This is a genomic window from Pseudomonas sp. P1.8, assembly GCF_001269805.1.
GTDB lineage: Bacteria > Pseudomonadota > Gammaproteobacteria > Pseudomonadales > Pseudomonadaceae > Aquipseudomonas.
This window is the reverse complement of record NZ_LHVM01000023.1, coordinates 354939-373410: the sequence shown is the minus strand read 5'-3', so window position 1 is coordinate 373410 and position 18472 is coordinate 354939. Positions and strand designations below refer to the sequence as shown.

The window sequence follows — 18472 nt, the reverse complement described above, 5'->3', positions numbered from 1 at the left end:
AACATCAGTCGCCGAGGCTACGCTTGGGCAGGAACGGCGGCAGGTACAACCCGATATAGGCATCAAACACGCGCATCGCTTCCTCGGCCATGCGCGGTGTAATCTGCCCGTGTTGTTGCACCGAGCGTGCATAGACGCGGTCGCCCAGTTCCATGGCCAGGGCAAACACGTCCACATCCATCGGAAGCTTAGGCAATTCGAAGTGGTGGTCGAAAAGCTTGTGCATCAGGTCGCCCAGTTCGATGTCGTGCTGGCGGTCGGCCTGGGTGACTTCGGTCAGGCCGTGCTGCGCCAGAATGAGTTGGCGGGCGGCGGCGTCCTCGCTGTAGATCGCCAGCATGCGCTGTTCCACCAACCGCGACAGGTCACGCCAACTCCTCAACGCGTCGTGGTCGATGGGCGCTTGCAGACAGGCACGGAATGCCGCGTGCACGTCGGCGGTCAGCGCTTCAAGCAGGGCCGGGACGCTGGCGAAAAAGTGGTAGACGGAGGAGGGCGGGATCTGCGCGCGCTCGGCGACGCTGTAGATCGACAGACTGGCCACGCCCTCGGTGGCCAGCAGCGTGCGGGCGGCATCGAGTATCGAATCGATCCGGGCCTGGCTGCGTGCGCGGGGTTTGCGAGGTGCGGCTACGCGTGTCATTGAGGTCTCCTGCGGGGCAGCAGGCATTGTACGAGTCGACTCGCCTATTGTCTGTATTGACTCGCCGCCTGGGCTGGTCGTCCACTGACTCAGTGACCGACCACCACGCTACGACTGTTCAAGGGTTGGACCGGGCGAGCATTCATTGGGTATATCGCTCGAAAAGCCTCCAACTGTGCCGGGGACAATTGCACCGCAGTCGTCAGCACGTTCCATCGCACACCCTCAGTACAGGGGGGCTTTGTAAGCGAACCCATAAAGGCATAGGCGTTGTGGTTCACAGGTAACAAGTCGGCAATGTTCGCGCTGCCCAGGGTGGCCCTGCCACCTGCTTTCCTGGGCATGGCGGCGAAGATCGGCTCCAGTGCCGTGTTGTGTGCGCCCTCTTCAAACATCAGGGCAACAATCGCGAGTTCGCCTGCGTCATTACGGTGAACCAGATGCGCGCCCAATGGATAAGTGCGGCCCTCGATCTTTTCTTCGGCAGGTGCATGAAAGTGTATTTGCACCAGAGAGAATGCTCCGGTGGGCAGCGAGACACTACCTGAATCGGGTGCAGATACCTGAATCGTATGGCCGTTGTTCAGTACGCTGACCTTGTTTGGGTGATAGGAGAAGGACACTGGTTCGAAGGGGTACTTCATCGCGTTTTGAATGTCGATCGGTGACTGTTCTTTCCCGGATTTGCAAAGGCCATATTCGCTTTTCAGTTCGCCCCAGTTTTCCGGGCCAGAGGGGCCGGCGTAACGCCACGGGGCGGTATCGGCGGCTTTGGCCCAGGCAGTGGTGCAAAAACCAGCGGCGATCAAGGTAATGGCTGTACTCAATAGAATCTTAATCATCGATGCAAAACTCAACACTCGCAGAGGTGGCCGGATCAAAACCCGGGACCCTGAAGTCTGAACTTGCGCGAAGGCAATCGATGTAATCACTGTCTGAGGGTTGTGTAGGAGTTATCCCGGAAAGTGCCAGACATCATCCGGCCCGCAATGAGTCCAAAAAAAAACGCCGCAGCTTTGAGGCCGGCGGCGTTTTTTTACAACAGCAACCGCTTACACGGTATGCAGGTACCAGTTGTACTCGAGGTCGGAGATGGAATGTTCGAACTCCTCCAGCTCGCTCTCTTTGCACGCGACGAAGATATCGATGTATTTCGGATCGATATACTTGGCCATGACTTCGCTGTCGTCCAGTTCGCGCAGTGCATCGCGCAGGTTGTTCGGCAGGCTCTGCTCGTTCTGCTCGTAGCTGTTGCCTTCAACCGGAGCCCCCGGCTCGATCTTGTTGGTCAGACCGTGATGCACACCGGCCAGAACCGAAGCCATCAGCAGGTATGGGTTGGCGTCGGCACCGGCAACGCGGTGCTCGATGCGCACGGCATCGGCAGAGCCGGTCGGTACGCGAATCGCTACGGTACGGTTGTCCAGGCCCCAGCACGGCGAGTTCGGCACGTAGAACTGTGCGCCGAAACGGCGATACGAGTTGACGTTCGGGCAGAGGAAAGCCATCTGCGCCGGTAGGGTCTCGAGCACACCGCCGATCGCGTGACGCAGTGCGGCGTTCTGCTCGGGATCCTCACTGGCAAAAATGTTTTTGCCGTCTTTGTCGAGAATCGAAATATGGACATGCAAACCATTGCCCGCCTGACCCGGGTAAGGTTTGGCCATGAAGGTGGTGTCCATTTCATGGTCGTAGGCGATGTTCTTGATCAGGCGCTTGAGCAGGACTGCATAGTCGCAGGCCTTGATCGGGTCGGCCACGTGGTGCAGGTTCACTTCGAACTGCGCCGGGGCACTTTCCTTGACGATGGCGTCGGCCGGAATGCCTTGTTCTTTTGCACCTTCCAGAATGTCCTGGAGGCAGTCCACGTATTCGTCGAGGTCGTCGATCAGGTAGACCTGTGTCGAGTGGGGACGTTTGCCGGACACCGGAGAACGAGGTGGTTGCGGTCGACCGTTCACGTTCTCCTGGTCAATCAGGTAGAACTCCAGTTCGAACGCGGCGCAGATGGTCAGGCCCATTTCGTCGAACTTGCGCACCACGTTGGCCAGCACTTCGCGCGGGTCGGCGAAGAAAGGTTCGCCTTCGAGTTCGTGCATGGTCATCAACAGTTGCGCGGTCGGACGCTTCTGCCATGGCTCGTTGCACAGGGTATCGGGAATTGGATAACAGATTCGGTCAGCATCACCGATATCCAGGCCCAGGCCGGTGCTTTCCACCGTCGAACCGTTGATGTCCAGAGCAAATAGGGAGGCCGGCAGGTTGATGCCTTTCTCGTAAACCTTGTGGAGGCTGGTGCGTTCAATGCGCTTGCCGCGCACCACACCATTCATATCCGCAATCAGAAGGTCAACGTACAGAACCTCAGGATGTTCCTTAAGGAACGCGTTCGCTTCGTTAAGCTGAACGGCACGCGGGGGTACCGACATGATGCAACACCTTTGTTGTTAAAAATATCAATCATTGATCTTTTCTGGTTTCAGTCAACCCGAACGGCATGCCGAAGTCAAGCGAGGCCTTTTTTGCCCTAAAAAAGCGCTCGCATGGCTTTTTTGAGGCACTTTGGGGCGTTTTTATACCCTTTGGCGTGTTGGCTACCGCGGGCTTGAGCGGACCGTGTTGTATTTTTTACGGGGGTGTTGTGTAAAAAAATGAACAAGGCTAAGCTCGAATCAAACCCATAACAGCAATAATACCGGGGTGCTTCATGTCTCGCCTGCCGTTAATCGGCGTCACCGACTGCTCAAGACAGGTCGGTCGACATGTTTACCACATCAGTGGTGACAGGTTCGTCCGCGCCATGGGCTCAGCAGCTCGGATGATTCTCTCGTCCTTGACGGTTCGACCGTCCCCGTCCGATATTCTGGACGGTCGCAATGGCACCCCCATTACGGTTACTCCATTCAATATAGAACCGATTCACAATAGTGGCTCAACCATCGTGCAGGATACCGCTCGCGATTCTGCACGCCTGGCTTCGACGCAAGTGCCCACAAGCACGGGCGCCTGCCGCAGACTTGCATTCCAACGCGACGCCGATGCGTCAACTATCGCCTGACTCATGCAAGAGTCAGGGAACTCAAAGCCTAGAGGCATTTATGAGTAACAACCTCGACCAGCTCACCGATTGGTTGAAAGACCACAAGATCACAGAAGTCGAATGCATGATCGCCGACTTGACCGGGATTACCCGGGGCAAGATTTCGCCGACCAACAAATTCATCGCCGAAAAAGGCATGCGCCTGCCAGAAAGCGTTCTGCTGCAGACCGTGACCGGCGATTACGTCGAAGACGACATCTATTACGAACTGCTCGATCCGGCCGACATCGACATGATCTGCCGTCCAGACCAGAGCGCGGTGTACGTGGTGCCTTGGGCCATCGAGCCGACCGCCATCGTTATCCACGACACCTACGACAAACAAGGCAACCCGATCGAGCTGTCGCCGCGCAACGTGCTCAAGAAGGTTCTGAAACTCTATACCGACAAGGGCTGGCAGCCGATTGTGGCGCCGGAAATGGAGTTCTACCTGACCAAGCGCAGCGACGACCCGGATTACCCGTTGCAGCCGCCGATCGGTCGCTCCGGTCGTCCGGAGACCGGTCGCCAGTCGTTTTCCATCGAAGCGGCGAACGAATTCGATCCACTGTTTGAAGACGTCTACGACTGGTGCGAATTGCAGGAGCTGGATCTCGACACATTGATCCACGAGGACGGCACGGCGCAGATGGAAATCAACTTCCGTCACGGCGATGCCCTGTCCCTGGCCGACCAGATCCTGGTGTTCAAGCGCACCATGCGCGAAGCCGCGCTCAAGCACGACGTGGCCGCGACCTTCATGGCCAAGCCGATGACCGGCGAGCCGGGCAGTGCAATGCACTTGCACCAGAGCATCATCGACATGGAGACCGGCAAGAACATCTTCTCCAATGAAGACGGGACCATGAGCCAGCTGTTCCTGCACCACATTGGCGGCTTGCAGAAACTCATCCCCGAGCTGTTGCCGCTGTTCGCGCCCAACGTCAACTCGTTCCGCCGCTTCCTGCCGGACACCTCGGCACCGGTGAACGTGGAGTGGGGCGAAGAGAACCGCACCGTGGGCCTGCGGGTTCCGGATGCCGGACCACAGAACCGTCGGGTGGAAAACCGCCTGCCGGGCGCCGACGCCAACCCTTACCTGGCAATTGCCGCGAGCCTGCTCTGCGGCTACATCGGCATGGTCGAAGGCCTGAACCCGAGTGCGCCGGTGGTGGGGCGTGGCTATGAACGCCGCAACCTGCGCCTGCCACTGACCATCGAAGATGCGCTGGAACGCATGGAAAACAGCGCGACCATCGAGCGTTATCTGGGCAAAAATTTCATCACTGGCTACGTCGCGGTCAAGCGGGCCGAGCATGAAAACTTCAAGCGCGTCATCAGTTCGTGGGAAAGGGAATTCCTGCTCTTTGCCGTTTGATACGCCGGGCGCCGTCGTTTTCGGGCGGCGCTTTTACCTGATTTTTTTAGGAGATTCGTATGACCAGCAACAATCCGCAAACCCGTGAATGGCAAACCCTGAGCAACGATCACCACCTGGCTCCGTTCAGCGACTTCAAGCAGCTGAAAGAGAAAGGCCCGCGGATCATCACCAATGCCAAGGGTGTTTACCTGTGGGATAGCGAAGGCAACCAGATCCTCGACGGCATGGCCGGTTTGTGGTGCGTGGCGATTGGTTACGGTCGCGATGAACTGGCCGACGCGGCCAGCAAGCAGATGCGCGAATTGCCTTACTACAACCTGTTCTTCCAGACCGCCCACCCGCCGGTGCTGGAACTGGCCAAGGCCATCTCCGATATCGCGCCCGAAGGCATGAACCACGTGTTCTTCACCGGGTCCGGTTCCGAAGGCAACGACACCATGTTGCGTATGGTTCGCCATTATTGGGCGATCAAAGGCCAGCCGAACAAGAAAGTCATCATCAGCCGCAAGAACGGCTATCACGGTTCCACCGTGGCCGGCGCGAGCCTGGGCGGCATGACTTACATGCACGAACAGGGCGACTTGCCGATCCCGGGCATCGTCCACATTGCCCAGCCGTACTGGTTCGCCGAAGGCGGCGACATGACCCCGGAAGAGTTCGGGATCTGGGCGGCCAATCAGCTGGAAGAGAAAATTCTCGAAGTCGGCGTCGACAACGTCGGTGCCTTCATTGCCGAGCCGATCCAGGGTGCGGGCGGCGTGATCATTCCGCCAGACAGCTACTGGCCGCGCATCAAGGAAATCCTCGCCAAGTACGACATCCTGTTCGTGGCCGATGAAGTGATTTGCGGTTTCGGTCGTACCGGTGAGTGGTTCGGTAGCGATTTCTACGGTCTCAAGCCCGACATGATGACCATCGCCAAAGGCCTGACGTCCGGCTACATCCCGATGGGTGGCCTGATTGTGCGTGATGAAGTGGTGGACGTGCTCAACGAGGGCGGCGACTTCAACCACGGTTTCACTTACTCCGGGCACCCGGTGGCCGCTGCGGTGGCGCTGGAAAACATCCGCATCATGCGCGACGAGAAAATTATCGAGCGCGTCCATGCAGAAACGGCACCGTATTTGCAGAAACGTCTGCGGGAACTCAACGATCATCCGCTGGTGGGGGAAGTTCGTGGGGTAGGTCTGTTGGGGGCCATCGAACTGGTTCAGGACAAGGCCACACGCAAGCGTTATGAAGGCAAGGGCGTCGGCATGATCTGCCGTCAATTCTGCTTCGACAACGGCCTGATCATGCGCGCCGTCGGCGATACCATGATCATCGCGCCACCCCTGGTGATTACACCGGCGGAAATCGATGAGCTGGTGGCCAAGGCTCGCAAGTGTCTTGACCTGACCCTGAGTGCATTGCAGGGCTAAGTGCTAGGCTCTGAGCGCAAAGTCCGAGGTTCTGTAGAAAACAGGAACTTGCGCTCAGAGCTGTCAGAAAGCGTGGCCTTTCCTTGAAAGACCGATGTGGATCTTGCCAGACTAGCCGCGGTTCCAGTTACCCGGGTTCGGTCGCTGAACAAGTGGTTCAAAAAAGAAAAATTTGGAGCATTACGCATGAAGGCACTAGGTAAAAAGCTCGCTGGCAAAACACTCCTTGCCATGTCCATGATGGGGTTGATGGCGGGCGCGGTTCACGCCGATGACAAAGTTCTGCACGTGTATAACTGGTCCGATTACATCGCCCCGGATACCGTCAAGAAGTTCGAAGACGAGTCGGGCATCAAAGTGGTCTACGACGTCTTCGACAGCAACGAAACCCTCGAAGCCAAGTTGCTGGCCGGCAAGTCCGGTTATGACATCGTTGTGCCGTCGAACAATTTCCTGGCCAAGCAGATCAAGGCCGGCGTGTACCAGAAGCTGGACAAGTCCAAGCTGCCTAACTGGAAAAACCTGAACCCTGACCTGCTCAAGGCCGTATCGGTCAGCGACCCGGGCAACGAACACGCTTTCCCGTACATGTGGGGTTCGATCGGCATTGGCTTCAACGCCGAGAAGGTCAAGGCTGCACTGGGTGCCGATGCACCGACCAACTCCTGGGACCTGTTGTTCAAACCTGAAAACGCCGCGAAGTTGAAATCGTGCGGTATCAGTTTCCTCGATTCGCCAACCGAGATGATTCCGGTGGCGTTGCACTACCTGGGCTATCCAACCGACAGCCAGGACAAAAAACAACTGGCCGAAGCCGAAGCGCTGTTCCTGAAAATCCGTCCTTCGGTAGGTTACTTCCACTCGTCCAAGTACATCTCCGACCTGGCCAACGGCAACATCTGCGTGGCCGTGGGTTACTCGGGTGACATTTACCAGGCCAAGTCCCGCGCAGAAGAAGCCGGCGACAAGGTGAAAGTCAGCTACAACATTCCGAAAGAAGGTGCAGGCAGCTTCTACGACATGGTCGCCATCCCTAAAGATGCCGAAAACGTCGAAGGCGCCTACAAATTCATGACCTTCCTGCAGAAGCCGGAAATCATGGCTGAAATCACCAACGCCGTGCGTTTCCCGAACGGTAACGCGGCTGCCACGCCGCTGGTGGATAAAGACATCACCAGCGACCCGGGCGTTTACCCGCCAGCGGACGTCCTGGCCAAGCTGTACGCGATTGCCGACTTGCCGGCCGCGACCCAGCGGATCATGACCCGCAGCTGGACCAAGATCAAATCCGGTAAATAAGTAATAGCCCTGTAGGAGCGAGCATGCTCGCGATGAACCTGAGAGCGCCACGGGGTGTCAGGCACCCATCGTTATCGTTGACGACCATCGCGAGCAGGCTCGCTCCTACAGGTGTAACTGCATAAAAGTTTTGCTGGAACGGTTTTTCGAGGGTAAGTTGCGCGCCGGTTTTGTTGCCGGGCAACCACGGTTGTCATGTAACACGGGGCAACTTGGGCCCAACTAATTTTAGAGGACCTTCACTTGCCTATTTTTTCTTTGTTGCGCAATGCCATGCTGGTTGGCGCCGGATTGACACTGGCTGTCAGTGTCCAGGCCGCCGGTACCGTGCATATTTATAACTGGTCGGATTACATCGGCGAGAGCACGTTGGCCGACTTCCAGAAAGAGACCGGCATCAAGCCGGTGTATGACGTTTTCGATTCCAACGAAACCCTGGAAGGCAAGTTGCTGGCCGGGCGTACCGGTTACGACGTGGTCGTGCCGTCGAACCATTTCCTCGGCAAGCAGATCAAGGCCGGGGCTTTCCAGAAGCTCGACAAGTCGCAACTGCCGAATTATTCGAATCTCGATCCTGTGTTGCTCAAGCGCCTGGAACAGAACGATCCCGGCAACCTGTACGCCGTGCCGTACCTGTGGGGCACCAACGGCATCGGTTATAACGTCGACAAGATCAAGGCTGTGCTGGGCGTCGATACGATTGATTCGTGGGGCGTGCTGTTCGAGCCGGAGAACATCAAGAAGCTGCAAAGCTGCGGTGTAGCGTTCCTCGATTCGGCTGATGAAATGATGCCGACCGTGCTCAACTACATGGGCCTGAACGCCAACAGCACCGACCCTGAAGACTACAAAAAAGCCGAAGCCAAGTTGCTGGCGGTGCGGCCTTACGTGACGTACTTCCACTCTTCGAAATACATCGCAGACCTGGCCAACGGCGATATCTGCGTGGCGATCGGTTTCTCCGGCGACATCTTCCAGGCGAAAAATCGCGCCGATGAAGCCAAGAAAGGCGTGAACATCGCTTACTCGATTCCCAAAGAAGGCGGCGCGCTCTGGTTCGACATGCTGGCGATTCCGAAGGACTCGACCAACGTCAAACAGGCCAACGCGTTCATCAACTACTTGCTGAAACCTGAGGTGATTGCGCAGGTCAGCGATTACGTCGGCTACGCCAACCCTAACCCGGCGTCGGACAAACTGATGGAACAGTCCATTCGCACCGACGAAGCGGTGTACCCACCGCAAGCGGTGCTCGACAAGACCTACGTGTCCGTCGAGTTACCGCCGAACATTCAACGTTTGATGACCCGCAGCTGGACCAAGGTCAAGTCGGGTAAATAGTTTCAAGGCTCAAACTATCCAGGTTGGCTCACCTTGAGCGAACTGCACTCTTTTTTTCTGGGAGTTTCGTAAATGGCAGTTGCCTCCGGCGCCTATAAGAAAGCCCTCGAGGGCGACCAGTCACCTAAACAGGTGCTGGTCAAAATCGACCGGGTCACGAAGAAGTTCGACGAGACGATTGCCGTGGACGACGTGTCCCTGGAAATCAAGAAAGGCGAGATTTTCGCCCTGCTCGGCGGTTCGGGATCGGGCAAATCCACGTTGCTGCGCATGCTCGCCGGTTTCGAACGGCCCACGGAAGGGCGGATTTTCCTCGATGGCGTAGACATCACCGACATGCCGCCGTACGAGCGGCCGATCAACATGATGTTCCAGTCGTACGCCCTGTTCCCGCACATGACCGTGGCGCAGAACATCGCCTTCGGCCTCAAGCAGGACAAATTGCCGGCCGCTGAAGTCGATGCCCGCGTGGCGGACATGCTCAAGCTGGTGCAGATGAGCCAGTACGCCAAGCGCAAGCCGCACCAGTTGTCCGGCGGCCAGCGTCAGCGCGTGGCCCTGGCCCGTTCCTTGGCCAAGCGCCCGAAGCTGTTGCTGCTCGACGAACCGATGGGCGCGCTGGATAAAAAGCTGCGCTCGCAAATGCAGCTGGAACTGGTCGAGATCATCGAGCGCGTCGGCGTGACCTGCGTCATGGTGACCCACGACCAGGAAGAGGCCATGACCATGGCCGAGCGCATCGCGATCATGCACCTGGGATGGATTGCCCAGATCGGCAGCCCGATCGACATCTACGAAACCCCGACCAGCCGCCTGGTCTGCGAATTCATCGGTAACGTGAACATCTTCGAAGGCGAAGTGATCGACGACGCCGAAGGCCACGCGATCATTACCTGCAAAGACATGGACCACCAGATCTACGTGGGCCACGGCATCAGCACCTCGGTGCAGGACAAATCGGTTACCTACGCGATCCGTCCGGAAAAACTGCTGGTCACCGCCGACATGCCGACCTGCCAGTACAACTGGTCCAGCGGCAAGGTCCACGACATTGCGTACCTGGGCGGGCACTCGGTGTTCTACGTCGAGCTGCCAAGCGGCAAGCTGGTGCAGTCGTTCGTGGCCAACGCCGAACGTCGTGGCGCGCGTCCGACCTGGGGCGATCAGGTTTACGTGTACTGGGAAGACGATAGCGGCGTGGTACTTCGCTCATGAACATGCGCAAATTCAAACGCCGACTCAATCGAATAATTCCCGGTGGCCGCCAACTGGTCATCGGGGTTCCGTTCATCTGGCTGTTCCTGTTCTTCATGTTGCCGTTCTTCATTGTGTTGAAGATCAGCTTCGCCGAAGCCGACGTGGCCATTCCGCCGTACACCGAAATCTACAGCTTCGCCGAACAGAAGTTGCAGTTGCTGCTGAACCTGGGCAACTACGCGATGCTCGGCGACGATGAGTTGTACATCGCCGCGTACCTGGGCTCGTTGAAGATGGCGCTGATCAGCACCATCCTCTGCCTCGTGATTGGCTACCCGATGGCCTACGCCATCGCCAGCGCCCGTAAAGAGATGCAAACGGTGCTGGTGCTGCTGATCATGATGCCGACCTGGACCGCGATCCTGATCCGCGTCTACGCGTGGATGGGCATCCTCAGCAACAACGGTTTGCTCAACGGTTTCCTGATGAGCATGGGCTGGATCGACGAACCGCTGCAGATCCTCAACACCAACCTGGCGGTCTACATCGGTGTTGTCTATTCGTACCTGCCGTTCATGATCCTGCCGCTGTACGCCAACCTGGTGAAGCACGACAACAGCTTGCTGGAAGCCGCTTCCGACCTGGGTTCGAGCACGTTCAACAGCTTCTGGAAAATCACCATCCCGCTGTCCAAGAACGGCATCATCGCCGGCTGCATGCTGGTGTTCATCCCGGTGGTGGGTGAGTTCGTGATTCCGGAACTGCTCGGCGGTCCGGAAACCCTGATGATCGGTAAGGTGCTGTGGCAAGAGTTCTTCAACAACCGTGACTGGCCGGTGGCGTCCGCTCTGGCGGTGGTGATGCTGGCGATCCTGATTGTGCCGATCATCCTGTTCAACCGCAGTCAGGCCAAGGAAATGGAGGGTAAAGAATGAAGCGCTTCCGTTTCTCCAGCTTGATGCTGGTCGTGGGTCTGTTGTTCATCTACCTGCCAATGCTGATCCTGGTCATCTACTCGTTCAACGCCTCGAAGCTGGTAACGGTATGGGGCGGTTGGTCGATCAAGTGGTACGTCGGCCTGCTCGACAACTCGCAACTGATGGGTTCGGTGGTGCGCTCGCTGGAAATCGCCTGCTACACGGCGATTGCGGCGGTGGCACTGGGTACCCTGGCCGCGTTCGTCCTGACCCGTATCACTCACTTCAAGGGCCGCACGCTGTTCGGTGGCCTGGTCACCGCGCCGCTGGTGATGCCCGAAGTGATCACCGGTCTGTCTCTGTTGCTGCTGTTCGTGGCGATGGCGCAGATGATCGGCTGGCCACAGGAACGCGGCATCGTCACCATCTGGATCGCCCACACGACGTTCTGTGCGGCGTATGTGGCGGTGGTGGTCTCGGCGCGCTTGCGTGAGCTGGACCTGTCCATCGAAGAGGCAGCCATGGACCTCGGTGCTCGGCCGTGGAAGGTGTTCTTCCTGATCACCATTCCGATGATCGCGCCATCGCTGGCAGCGGGGGGCATGATGTCCTTCGCGCTGTCCCTGGATGATCTGGTATTGGCGAGCTTCGTGTCCGGGCCGGGTTCCACGACCCTGCCGATGGAAGTGTTCTCGGCGGTGCGTCTGGGTGTCAAACCCGAGATCAACGCCGTGGCCAGCCTGATCCTGCTGGCAGTGTCGATTGTGACCTTCCTGGTCTGGTTCTTCAGCCGCCGTGCCGAAGAAAGCCGCAAGCGTGCGATCCAGCAAGCCATCGAGGAGAGTGCTGCCGACTCCTGGAAGCAGCCGGATGTGCGTCGCGCACAGGCACCGGAAGCGGCTTGAGCCTGATGGGTTGATCACCTCTTTGTGATCAGCCCGAATCCCCTGTAGGAGCGAGCATGCTCGCGATGCACGTGAGGGCACCGCGTACATTCAGGTAGCCCCGTCATCGTTGACGACCATCGCGAGCATGCTCGCTCCTACAGGGATGGCGCAATCCGATTCATAGAAGGCGATTCACGTCATGAGTAAAACCGTCGCCATCGTTGTTTTCTCCGGCGTGCAGTCGCTGGATGTCACCGGTCCGCTGGACGTGTTCTCCGAAGCCAACCGTTTTCTTGCCCCCGAGGATCACTATCGTCTGGAGGTGATCGGCGTCGAGCGCAAGATGATGGTGTGCTCCAACGGTTTGTCACTCAACGCTCATCGCCACTTCAGCGAAGCACGGGAGCCGTATGACCTGTTGCTGGTGGCTGGTGGGCCGCAGTTGCCCTTCATGGATTTCGGCAGGACCTTCGATGGCTGGTTGCGCCATGCCTGCGTGCGAGCCGAGCGTTTTGGTTCGATCTGTAACGGTGCCTTTATGCTTGCCCGGGCCGGTTTGCTGGAAGGGCGCACGGTCACCACGCATTGGCAGGACGCTGCGGCGCTTGCGAGTTTTTGCCCTTCGACCCGGGTGGAAGCGGATCGGTTGTACGTCGAGGACGACGAGCTGTTCACCTCGGCCGGGGTCTCGGCGGGGATCGATCTGTCGCTGTACCTGCTGGGGCGCGATCATGGGCCCGACGTTGCGTTGAATGTGGCCAAGCGATTGGTGGTGTTTACCCAGCGTTCGGGTGGCCAATCGCAGTTCAGTCCATTTTTGACTCCCCACGCCGAACCGACCTCGATCATGGCGATGGTTCAGCATTACGTGCTGGCCAACCTGACCGGCGACCTTGCCGTCGCTGATCTGGCCAATGCCGCCAACATGAATGCGCGCAACTTTTCCCGGGTGTTTGCCAGGGAGGCGAAAATCACCCCGGCGGAGTTCGTCGAGCGAGCGAGGGTGGATGCGGCACGGGTGATGCTCGAGAGCACGCGGGCGCCACTCAAGACCGTGGCGTATCAGTGCGGGTTTCGCGATGCGCAGCACATGCGCAGTGTGTTCAATTGTCGGTTGGGAGTGACGCCGCAGCAGTTCAGGTTGAATTTTTCGGCGATGGTTTGAAGTATTGGCATGGTCTTCACAGCCCCATCGCGGGCAAGCCCGCACCCACAGGTTTTATGTTGCTAACAACAATTGTGTTCAACCAAGATTCCTGTGGGAGCGGGCTTGCCCGCGATGGGGCCGGTCCTGTCGACAATGAGTTATGGCGCAGCTCGCGCCGGCAATAGCTTCAACGTTCCGCGCGTATTGGCCGTGACCTCTTCGTCATTGAGGTGCGCCTGGAAATAGAGGCCTTCGATGTACGCCTCGGATTGATCCTCATAGTGACGGTCGAGCAGCACACCACTCTGGCCGACCGGGTTGATGGTCAGGCTGTGGGCTGGATCGGCAAAGTCGACCAGGCGTCGGGTCGAGGGTCCGTAGGTGACGGGCCACGGTGCCGGGCCGATTTTCGCTGAAAGATTGTTCGGCACCTCGTGGCTGCCTGGAGCGGCGAACGGACCCACGTTGAAGATCCGGTCCAATGGCTTCTGTTGTCCCAGTGGATGGCCGTGGGTCAGCGTGTGCGCGTTGCCCCACTGCCACTGCGCGAAGTCCGCGCCGAAGGTGGCCTTGAGGTGCGCGATGCTGGCCTGCCAGGCTGCCTTCACCGTGTCTGCGCGGGTTTCCTTGCCGAGGGTGGTGCGGTTGTCCCACCACGGCGAGTCGACGGTTTCAGCCAGGCGCGGCAGCGCGGCGTCGATCACGCGGGTCGAGAGCAAGGTTTCGAAAAAGTCGTTGCCCAATTCGTCGTGCATGGTCGCGTCGGCGAGGCTGAACAGGAATTGGTTGAACACCGTGGCGCTGGTGGACTCCAGCGGGTAATCACCTTTCCATTGCGCCAGTTGTTCCACCAGTTTGAGTTCGTCGGGATCGCTCACCACTTCACGCAACACCGGCAACAGAGGTGCCAACAAACGCGGACCGTAGGCCGTGGTGGTGCCCAGTTGCAGCTTCTGGCTGGTCTCCAGATCCCACTTCACGTTTTTGTCGCTGAGCTGCTGATTGAGCTGCTGGCCGCGGTCGGCAAGGTTGTAATAACCGGGAATCTCCATGCCGGTTGACGACACGGGCTGGAAGTTGGCCGAGACGATGTAGCCCCGCGCCGGGTTTTCTTCCTGGGGGTTGGCGCTGAACGGGTAGAAGCCGTCCTTGTCCGCTTCGGCCGTGCTGCCATCGAGGATGAACCAGGGACGCACACCCGCCGGACGCTTGGGCAATTGCGCCGCTGCCCACCAGCCGATATCGCCCTTGGTATTGGCCCAGACAACGTTCAAGCCGGGCGCCTGGATTTTTGCCGCGGCACCACGGGCCTTGGCCAGGGTGTCGGCGCGGTTGAGCTGATAGAAACCGTCGATGATCGGATTCTGGCTTTCGAGAAAGGCCCACCACATGGCAATCGGCGTTTTGCCGACACCGGCACCCAAGGCGTCGTTGACGATCGGCCCATGGGGCGATTGGCGCAATACCAGTGTCACCGGTGCCTGGCCCTTGACCGCGATCTGTTGTTCGCTGGAGGTCATGTCCACCCATTTGCCGCGATACCAGACCTGGTTGGGGTTGCCTGGGTTGACCTTCTCGGCGATCAGGTCGAGGTCATCGTTCTGGAACATGGTAATGCTCCAGCCGAAGTCGCGGTTCAAGCCCAGGGATGCGAACGGCATCAAGGCCTGATAGTGACCGTAGAGCTCGAAGCCCGGTGCATAGAGGTGAGCTTCGTACCACACCGACGGCGCAGAGAAGCGTATATGCGGATCGCCCGCCAGCAGTGGCTTGCCGCTTTTGGTGCGACTGCCGGCGACAACCCAGGCATTGCTGCCCTCGAATTGCGGCAGGCCATTATCGGCCAGGGCCTGTTCGCTGAGGCGGGCGAGAGCGTTGAGATCTTTCCAGTCGATGCCGGTCATCGACGGTGCGGCTCCATTGAGCACGCCCTTGGGCTGCCAGTCGAGATCAAAGACGTTCAGGTATTGAGGGCCCAGTTGATCACGGACAAACGTCAACAAGGGTTCGGTGCGAAATGCGGCAGCAAAGCTGTAGGCCATGTAACCGGCAATGCTGATGGTGTCCTGAGCCGTGAACGGGCGCTTGGAAATGCCCAGCACATCGAATTCCACGGGTTTTGGGTGGCTGTCCTGATACTGATTGATACCGTCCAGGTAGGCTTGCAGGGCAATGAACGAGGGAGACTGTTTGTCCAGATTCGCCAGATAGGTTTCGGCACGCTCGCGAATGCGCAGACTGCGCATCAGTTTGTCGGTGTCGAGCAGTTTCGGTCCGAGCACTTCAGCCAGTTCGCCACGGGCGAGACGGCGCAGGACTTCCATCTGGAACAGCCGGTCCTGGGCATGCACATAGCCGAGAGTGCGGTACAGGTCGGTTTCGTTTTCGGCGCGGATATGCGGGACGCCGCGCTCGTCGTAGCGCACGGTGACCGAGCCTTGCAGGTGTTGCAGTTCGACCATGCCCTGGCGTGACGGCTGCTTGCTGTAGAGATACCAGCTGGCGCCTGCGGCCAGCACGACGATCAGCAGAGCGAGAGCGGTCAGGCTACGTTTCATGGCGACTCCTTGTTGTTATTGTGGTCCATGGGGCTCTGTTTAACACGCGCTGCCGATTTGACGCATCGCCCGTAGGAGGGATTCGTCTTACTCGGCTTTTTTCTCTTGCGGCGGATCGACCGGCCAGGGGCAGTAACACCCTACCGCCAGTGTGTGCGTAGCACTCACCGAACGGCCTTCGTCGAGTGCTTGCAGGATCGGTTCGATAAAGCTGTTGCTCGAATTACAGGTCAGGCCCTCGCTGTACGGGCCGAAGTACGCGAGTTTGCCGGAACGATCCCAGATCGCCACCGCGGGACTGGCGGGGACCTGTTCGGAACCGGGCAGGACGTCGATGGTTTTCAGGTTGCTCAAGATGCTCGGCAACTGGCCGTGGCTGCCGGGTTTTTGCACCGCATAAAATTCCACACCGTGCGGTACGTAGCGCTCGACCAGTTCCGTCAGGTGTTGTTGATTGCCGACGTTGCATGGGCAAGCCGGGTCCCAGAAATGCACGAGGCGGATGGCGCCAGGTCCGGCCATGGCCTCGGGAAGACGCAGCGGATCACCGGAAAACATTGCGGTGTGGGAACTGAATGCGCGCAGGTAACGCCCTTGAAACCAGTCGTAGCCCGCCCACAATGCGCCGGCACACACCACGGCGAGCAGGCTGGCAAACAGGGTGGCGCGAAGGGGCGAGCGCATCGGTTCAATCCTCGAAGGTCGGCTAGCTTGCCATGCTTGCCGCGACAGATGAATATCGCAGGCCTATAAAGTCCGTTTCTGCTTTGGAATTGTCCATGTCTGTCACTTTCGACCCTGAACTCTTGCGCGCCAGCCTGCGGCCATTGGCGGATGGGCAGCCTTTGTCGACGCAGGCGCAGGCCTATCAGCGGTTCTACGGGCTGGATTTTGCGCAGCGTCGAGTGCGCAGTGGCCTTGGGCGCTTCGAGATTGATGGGTATCAGCTGGTGAGTCAGTTCTGGTGGCCCGAAGGGGCGAAGGCGACGCTGTTTGTCTTCCACGGTTTTTATGACCACACCGGGCTGTACCGGCATGTGATTGAGTGGGCGCTGGACCAGGGGTTCGCTGTGATTGCCTGTGATTTGCCGGGGCATGGGTTGTCCAGTGGCGAGCGTGCGAGCATCAAGGATTTCGCCGAGTACCAGGACACCTTGCAAGGGCTGTTTACCGAAGCAAAATCCCTTGATTTACCGCAACCGTGGCATCTGTGCGGGCAGAGTACCGGCGGGGCCATCGTGATCGATCATGTGTTGAATGCCGGCGCGAACAGCCCGGCCCAGGGGCAGGTGATTCTGTTGTCACCGCTGGTGCGACCACGGGCGTGGGGTTGGTCGCAATTGAGCTATTACTTGCTCAAACCGTTCGTCAAAGCCATTGCCCGGCGCTTCAGCGAAAACTCCAACGACCCGGCGTTCCTGCCGTTCCTGCAAGCCGATCCGTTGCAGCCACTGCGTCTGCCGACCGCGTGGGTCGGGGCGTTGTCACGCTGGATCAAACGCATCGAAGCCGCGCCGATCAGCAGTCGACGGCCATTGATAGTGCAGGGGCAGGCAGATATGACCGTCGATTGGGAACACAATCTTGAAGTGCTGCGCGGCAAGTTTGATCGGCCACAGGTGCTAATGCTGCCTGAGGCTCGGCATCATCTGGCGAATGAAACGCTGGTGATGCGAACGGAGTATTTCGGGTTTTTGACCAAGCGGATGAGCCGGCAGTATCGATGAGTCAAGATCGAAAGATCGCAGCCTTCGGCAGCTCCTACAGAGCGCAGCTGCCGAAGGCTGCGATTTTTTTCACTGGGGGTTCTGCCCCACCGCCAACCCCGCCCGAATCGCCGCCAGCGCCGCCTGATAGTAAGCCTGACCTTCAGCCGACTCGGCAAAGGTCGCAAACTCCTCCAGCTCGTTGTCCGACAGATCACGATAGACATACAACAGCGTGTTGTTCAGGTCGCTACCGATCTGGTCCATCAGGCGTTGGCGCTGCCCGTTCAACATGCTTTGTGCCTGACCGGCCCCGAGCAGGCCGGGGATCATCGCGCTCAGGCTGTCCGCTGCGACGCCGGCAATCGCGAGGCTGACTTCTGCGCCCGCTTCACGCGCCGGCAGGGCCTGAGCGAGATGGCCGATGATCAGCATGCGGCTGTCGCTGGCCTGCATTTTTGGCAATCCCTTGGCATTTTTTGCCAGTTGATCCCGACGGGTCGCCAGCAATTCGGCGGCGATGATTTTCTTGCCCAGTGGCGACTGGAAAAACGTCAGTGCCGGCTTTGGGTCGGCGAGATTCTTGCGCAGTTGCGCTTGGGCGCGTTGGTCCACGGCCTGGGGCGCAAAGCGCTGATTGCTGTTATTGACGAGTGCCTGGAAGACCGCGGGAGGCAGGCTGCTTTGGTAGCGCTGTTGAGCGGCCGTGAGGGCGTCGTTGAAATGCACGCGTTGCTCTGGCCAGCCGGCGACCTTGTACAGCTGGTCATGGCCGTCTGCCCAGGCGGGCAAAACGCAGAACATCAGCAGTGATAAAAGCAAACGGCGCATAGGGACTCCTGTCGGCAGGCGACTATTCTCCGTGTGGCACCCTGACTTGTCGAGAATTCGAATCA

General features: G+C 58.8%; 15 protein-coding genes. 9 read left to right on the top strand and 6 right to left on the bottom strand.

Going from position 1 to position 18472, the window contains the following annotated elements; translation table 11 throughout:
• Positions 1 to 4: 4 nt before the first annotated feature.
• The 3 genes from AD668_RS25915 to AD668_RS25905 form a co-directional block, all read right to left on the bottom strand.
• Positions 5 to 643 carry a TetR/AcrR family transcriptional regulator gene (locus AD668_RS25915; RefSeq protein WP_053163633.1) on the bottom strand — a complete coding sequence of 213 codons (639 nt, stop codon included), beginning with the start codon at positions 641 to 643 and terminating at the stop codon, positions 5 to 7.
• 89 nt (positions 644 to 732) lie between these two features.
• Positions 733 to 1485, bottom strand: coding sequence for a carbonic anhydrase (locus AD668_RS25910; protein ID WP_053163630.1), 753 nt, complete (start codon positions 1483 to 1485; stop codon positions 733 to 735).
• Positions 1486 to 1695: 210 nt separating this feature from the next.
• A complete protein-coding gene (locus AD668_RS25905) occupies positions 1696 to 3072 on the bottom strand; it encodes a glutamine synthetase family protein (protein ID WP_053163627.1) in 1377 nt (458 codons plus the stop codon).
• Between the two features lie 669 nt (positions 3073 to 3741).
• On the opposite strand from AD668_RS25905, the gene AD668_RS25900 reads away from it, so the two are divergent.
• From AD668_RS25900 to AD668_RS25865, 8 genes are all read left to right on the top strand, one after another.
• Positions 3742 to 5100, top strand: a complete 1359-nt coding sequence (locus AD668_RS25900; RefSeq protein ID WP_053163625.1) for a glutamine synthetase family protein — start codon at positions 3742 to 3744, stop codon at positions 5098 to 5100.
• A 59-nt stretch (positions 5101 to 5159) separates the two neighbouring features.
• Positions 5160 to 6524 (top strand): aspartate aminotransferase family protein, encoded by a 1365-nt coding sequence (locus AD668_RS25895; protein WP_053163622.1) that lies wholly within the window; start codon positions 5160 to 5162, stop codon positions 6522 to 6524.
• Positions 6525 to 6710: 186 nt separating this feature from the next.
• The gene (locus AD668_RS25890; RefSeq protein WP_053163619.1) at positions 6711 to 7823 is read left to right on the top strand and encodes a polyamine ABC transporter substrate-binding protein; all 1113 of its coding nucleotides are present in this window, start codon (positions 6711 to 6713) and stop codon (positions 7821 to 7823) included.
• 243 nt (positions 7824 to 8066) lie between these two features.
• On the top strand, positions 8067 to 9164 hold the full coding sequence (locus tag AD668_RS25885) for a polyamine ABC transporter substrate-binding protein (protein WP_053163616.1): 1098 nt from the start codon (positions 8067 to 8069) through the stop codon (positions 9162 to 9164).
• Between the two features lie 72 nt (positions 9165 to 9236).
• Positions 9237 to 10379: an ABC transporter ATP-binding protein gene (locus tag AD668_RS25880; RefSeq protein WP_053163613.1), complete on the top strand. Its 1143-nt coding sequence runs from the start codon at positions 9237 to 9239 to the stop codon at positions 10377 to 10379.
• Entirely contained in the window at positions 10376 to 11296 is a 921-nt protein-coding gene (locus tag AD668_RS25875) for an ABC transporter permease subunit (protein ID WP_053163608.1), read from the top strand. The genes AD668_RS25880 and AD668_RS25875 overlap by 4 nt, the downstream gene beginning before the upstream one ends.
• Complete coding sequence (locus AD668_RS25870) at positions 11293 to 12183, top strand: ABC transporter permease subunit (RefSeq protein ID WP_053163606.1); 891 nt, start codon at positions 11293 to 11295, stop codon at positions 12181 to 12183. Before AD668_RS25875 ends, AD668_RS25870 begins: the two co-directional genes overlap by 4 nt.
• 181 nt (positions 12184 to 12364) lie before the next feature.
• Entirely contained in the window at positions 12365 to 13330 is a 966-nt protein-coding gene (locus AD668_RS25865) for a GlxA family transcriptional regulator (RefSeq protein ID WP_053163604.1), read from the top strand.
• Between the two features lie 140 nt (positions 13331 to 13470).
• Here the strand turns inward: AD668_RS25865 and AD668_RS25860 are convergent, their stop codons facing one another.
• Positions 13471 to 15870, bottom strand: a complete 2400-nt coding sequence (locus AD668_RS25860; RefSeq protein ID WP_053163601.1) for a penicillin acylase family protein — start codon at positions 15868 to 15870, stop codon at positions 13471 to 13473.
• A gap of 87 nt (positions 15871 to 15957) precedes the next feature.
• Positions 15958 to 16554 carry a DUF6436 domain-containing protein gene (locus tag AD668_RS25855; RefSeq protein WP_053163597.1) on the bottom strand — a complete coding sequence of 199 codons (597 nt, stop codon included), beginning with the start codon at positions 16552 to 16554 and terminating at the stop codon, positions 15958 to 15960.
• A 95-nt stretch (positions 16555 to 16649) separates the two neighbouring features.
• On the opposite strand from AD668_RS25855, the gene AD668_RS25850 reads away from it, so the two are divergent.
• Positions 16650 to 17597 (top strand): alpha/beta hydrolase, encoded by a 948-nt coding sequence (locus AD668_RS25850; protein ID WP_053163595.1) that lies wholly within the window; start codon positions 16650 to 16652, stop codon positions 17595 to 17597.
• 69 nt (positions 17598 to 17666) lie between these two features.
• On the opposite strand, the gene AD668_RS25845 is transcribed toward AD668_RS25850, so the two are convergent.
• Positions 17667 to 18407, bottom strand: coding sequence for a DUF2059 domain-containing protein (locus AD668_RS25845; RefSeq protein ID WP_053163592.1), 741 nt, complete (start codon positions 18405 to 18407; stop codon positions 17667 to 17669).
• Positions 18408 to 18472 lie beyond the last annotated feature (65 nt).

What these genes read in the sequence shown, in the direction of transcription:
- AD668_RS25875 (WP_053163608.1), top strand. Translation starts at nt 10,376, where the DNA reads ATGAACATGCGCAAATTCAAACGCCGACTCAATCGAATAATTCCCGGT.
- AD668_RS25855 (WP_053163597.1), bottom strand. Translation starts at nt 16,554, where the DNA reads ATGCGCTCGCCCCTTCGCGCCACCCTGTTTGCCAGCCTGCTCGCCGTG.
- AD668_RS25900 (WP_053163625.1), top strand. Translation starts at nt 3,742, where the DNA reads ATGAGTAACAACCTCGACCAGCTCACCGATTGGTTGAAAGACCACAAG.
- AD668_RS25880 (WP_053163613.1), top strand. Translation starts at nt 9,237, where the DNA reads ATGGCAGTTGCCTCCGGCGCCTATAAGAAAGCCCTCGAGGGCGACCAG.
- AD668_RS25895 (WP_053163622.1), top strand. Translation starts at nt 5,160, where the DNA reads ATGACCAGCAACAATCCGCAAACCCGTGAATGGCAAACCCTGAGCAAC.
- AD668_RS25870 (WP_053163606.1), top strand. Translation starts at nt 11,293, where the DNA reads ATGAAGCGCTTCCGTTTCTCCAGCTTGATGCTGGTCGTGGGTCTGTTG.
- AD668_RS25845 (WP_053163592.1), bottom strand. Translation starts at nt 18,407, where the DNA reads ATGCGCCGTTTGCTTTTATCACTGCTGATGTTCTGCGTTTTGCCCGCC.
- AD668_RS25915 (WP_053163633.1), bottom strand. Translation starts at nt 643, where the DNA reads ATGACACGCGTAGCCGCACCTCGCAAACCCCGCGCACGCAGCCAGGCC.
- AD668_RS25850 (WP_053163595.1), top strand. Translation starts at nt 16,650, where the DNA reads ATGTCTGTCACTTTCGACCCTGAACTCTTGCGCGCCAGCCTGCGGCCA.
- AD668_RS25910 (WP_053163630.1), bottom strand. Translation starts at nt 1,485, where the DNA reads ATGATTAAGATTCTATTGAGTACAGCCATTACCTTGATCGCCGCTGGT.
- AD668_RS25890 (WP_053163619.1), top strand. Translation starts at nt 6,711, where the DNA reads ATGAAGGCACTAGGTAAAAAGCTCGCTGGCAAAACACTCCTTGCCATG.
- AD668_RS25905 (WP_053163627.1), bottom strand. Translation starts at nt 3,072, where the DNA reads ATGTCGGTACCCCCGCGTGCCGTTCAGCTTAACGAAGCGAACGCGTTC.
- AD668_RS25865 (WP_053163604.1), top strand. Translation starts at nt 12,365, where the DNA reads ATGAGTAAAACCGTCGCCATCGTTGTTTTCTCCGGCGTGCAGTCGCTG.
- AD668_RS25860 (WP_053163601.1), bottom strand. Translation starts at nt 15,870, where the DNA reads ATGAAACGTAGCCTGACCGCTCTCGCTCTGCTGATCGTCGTGCTGGCC.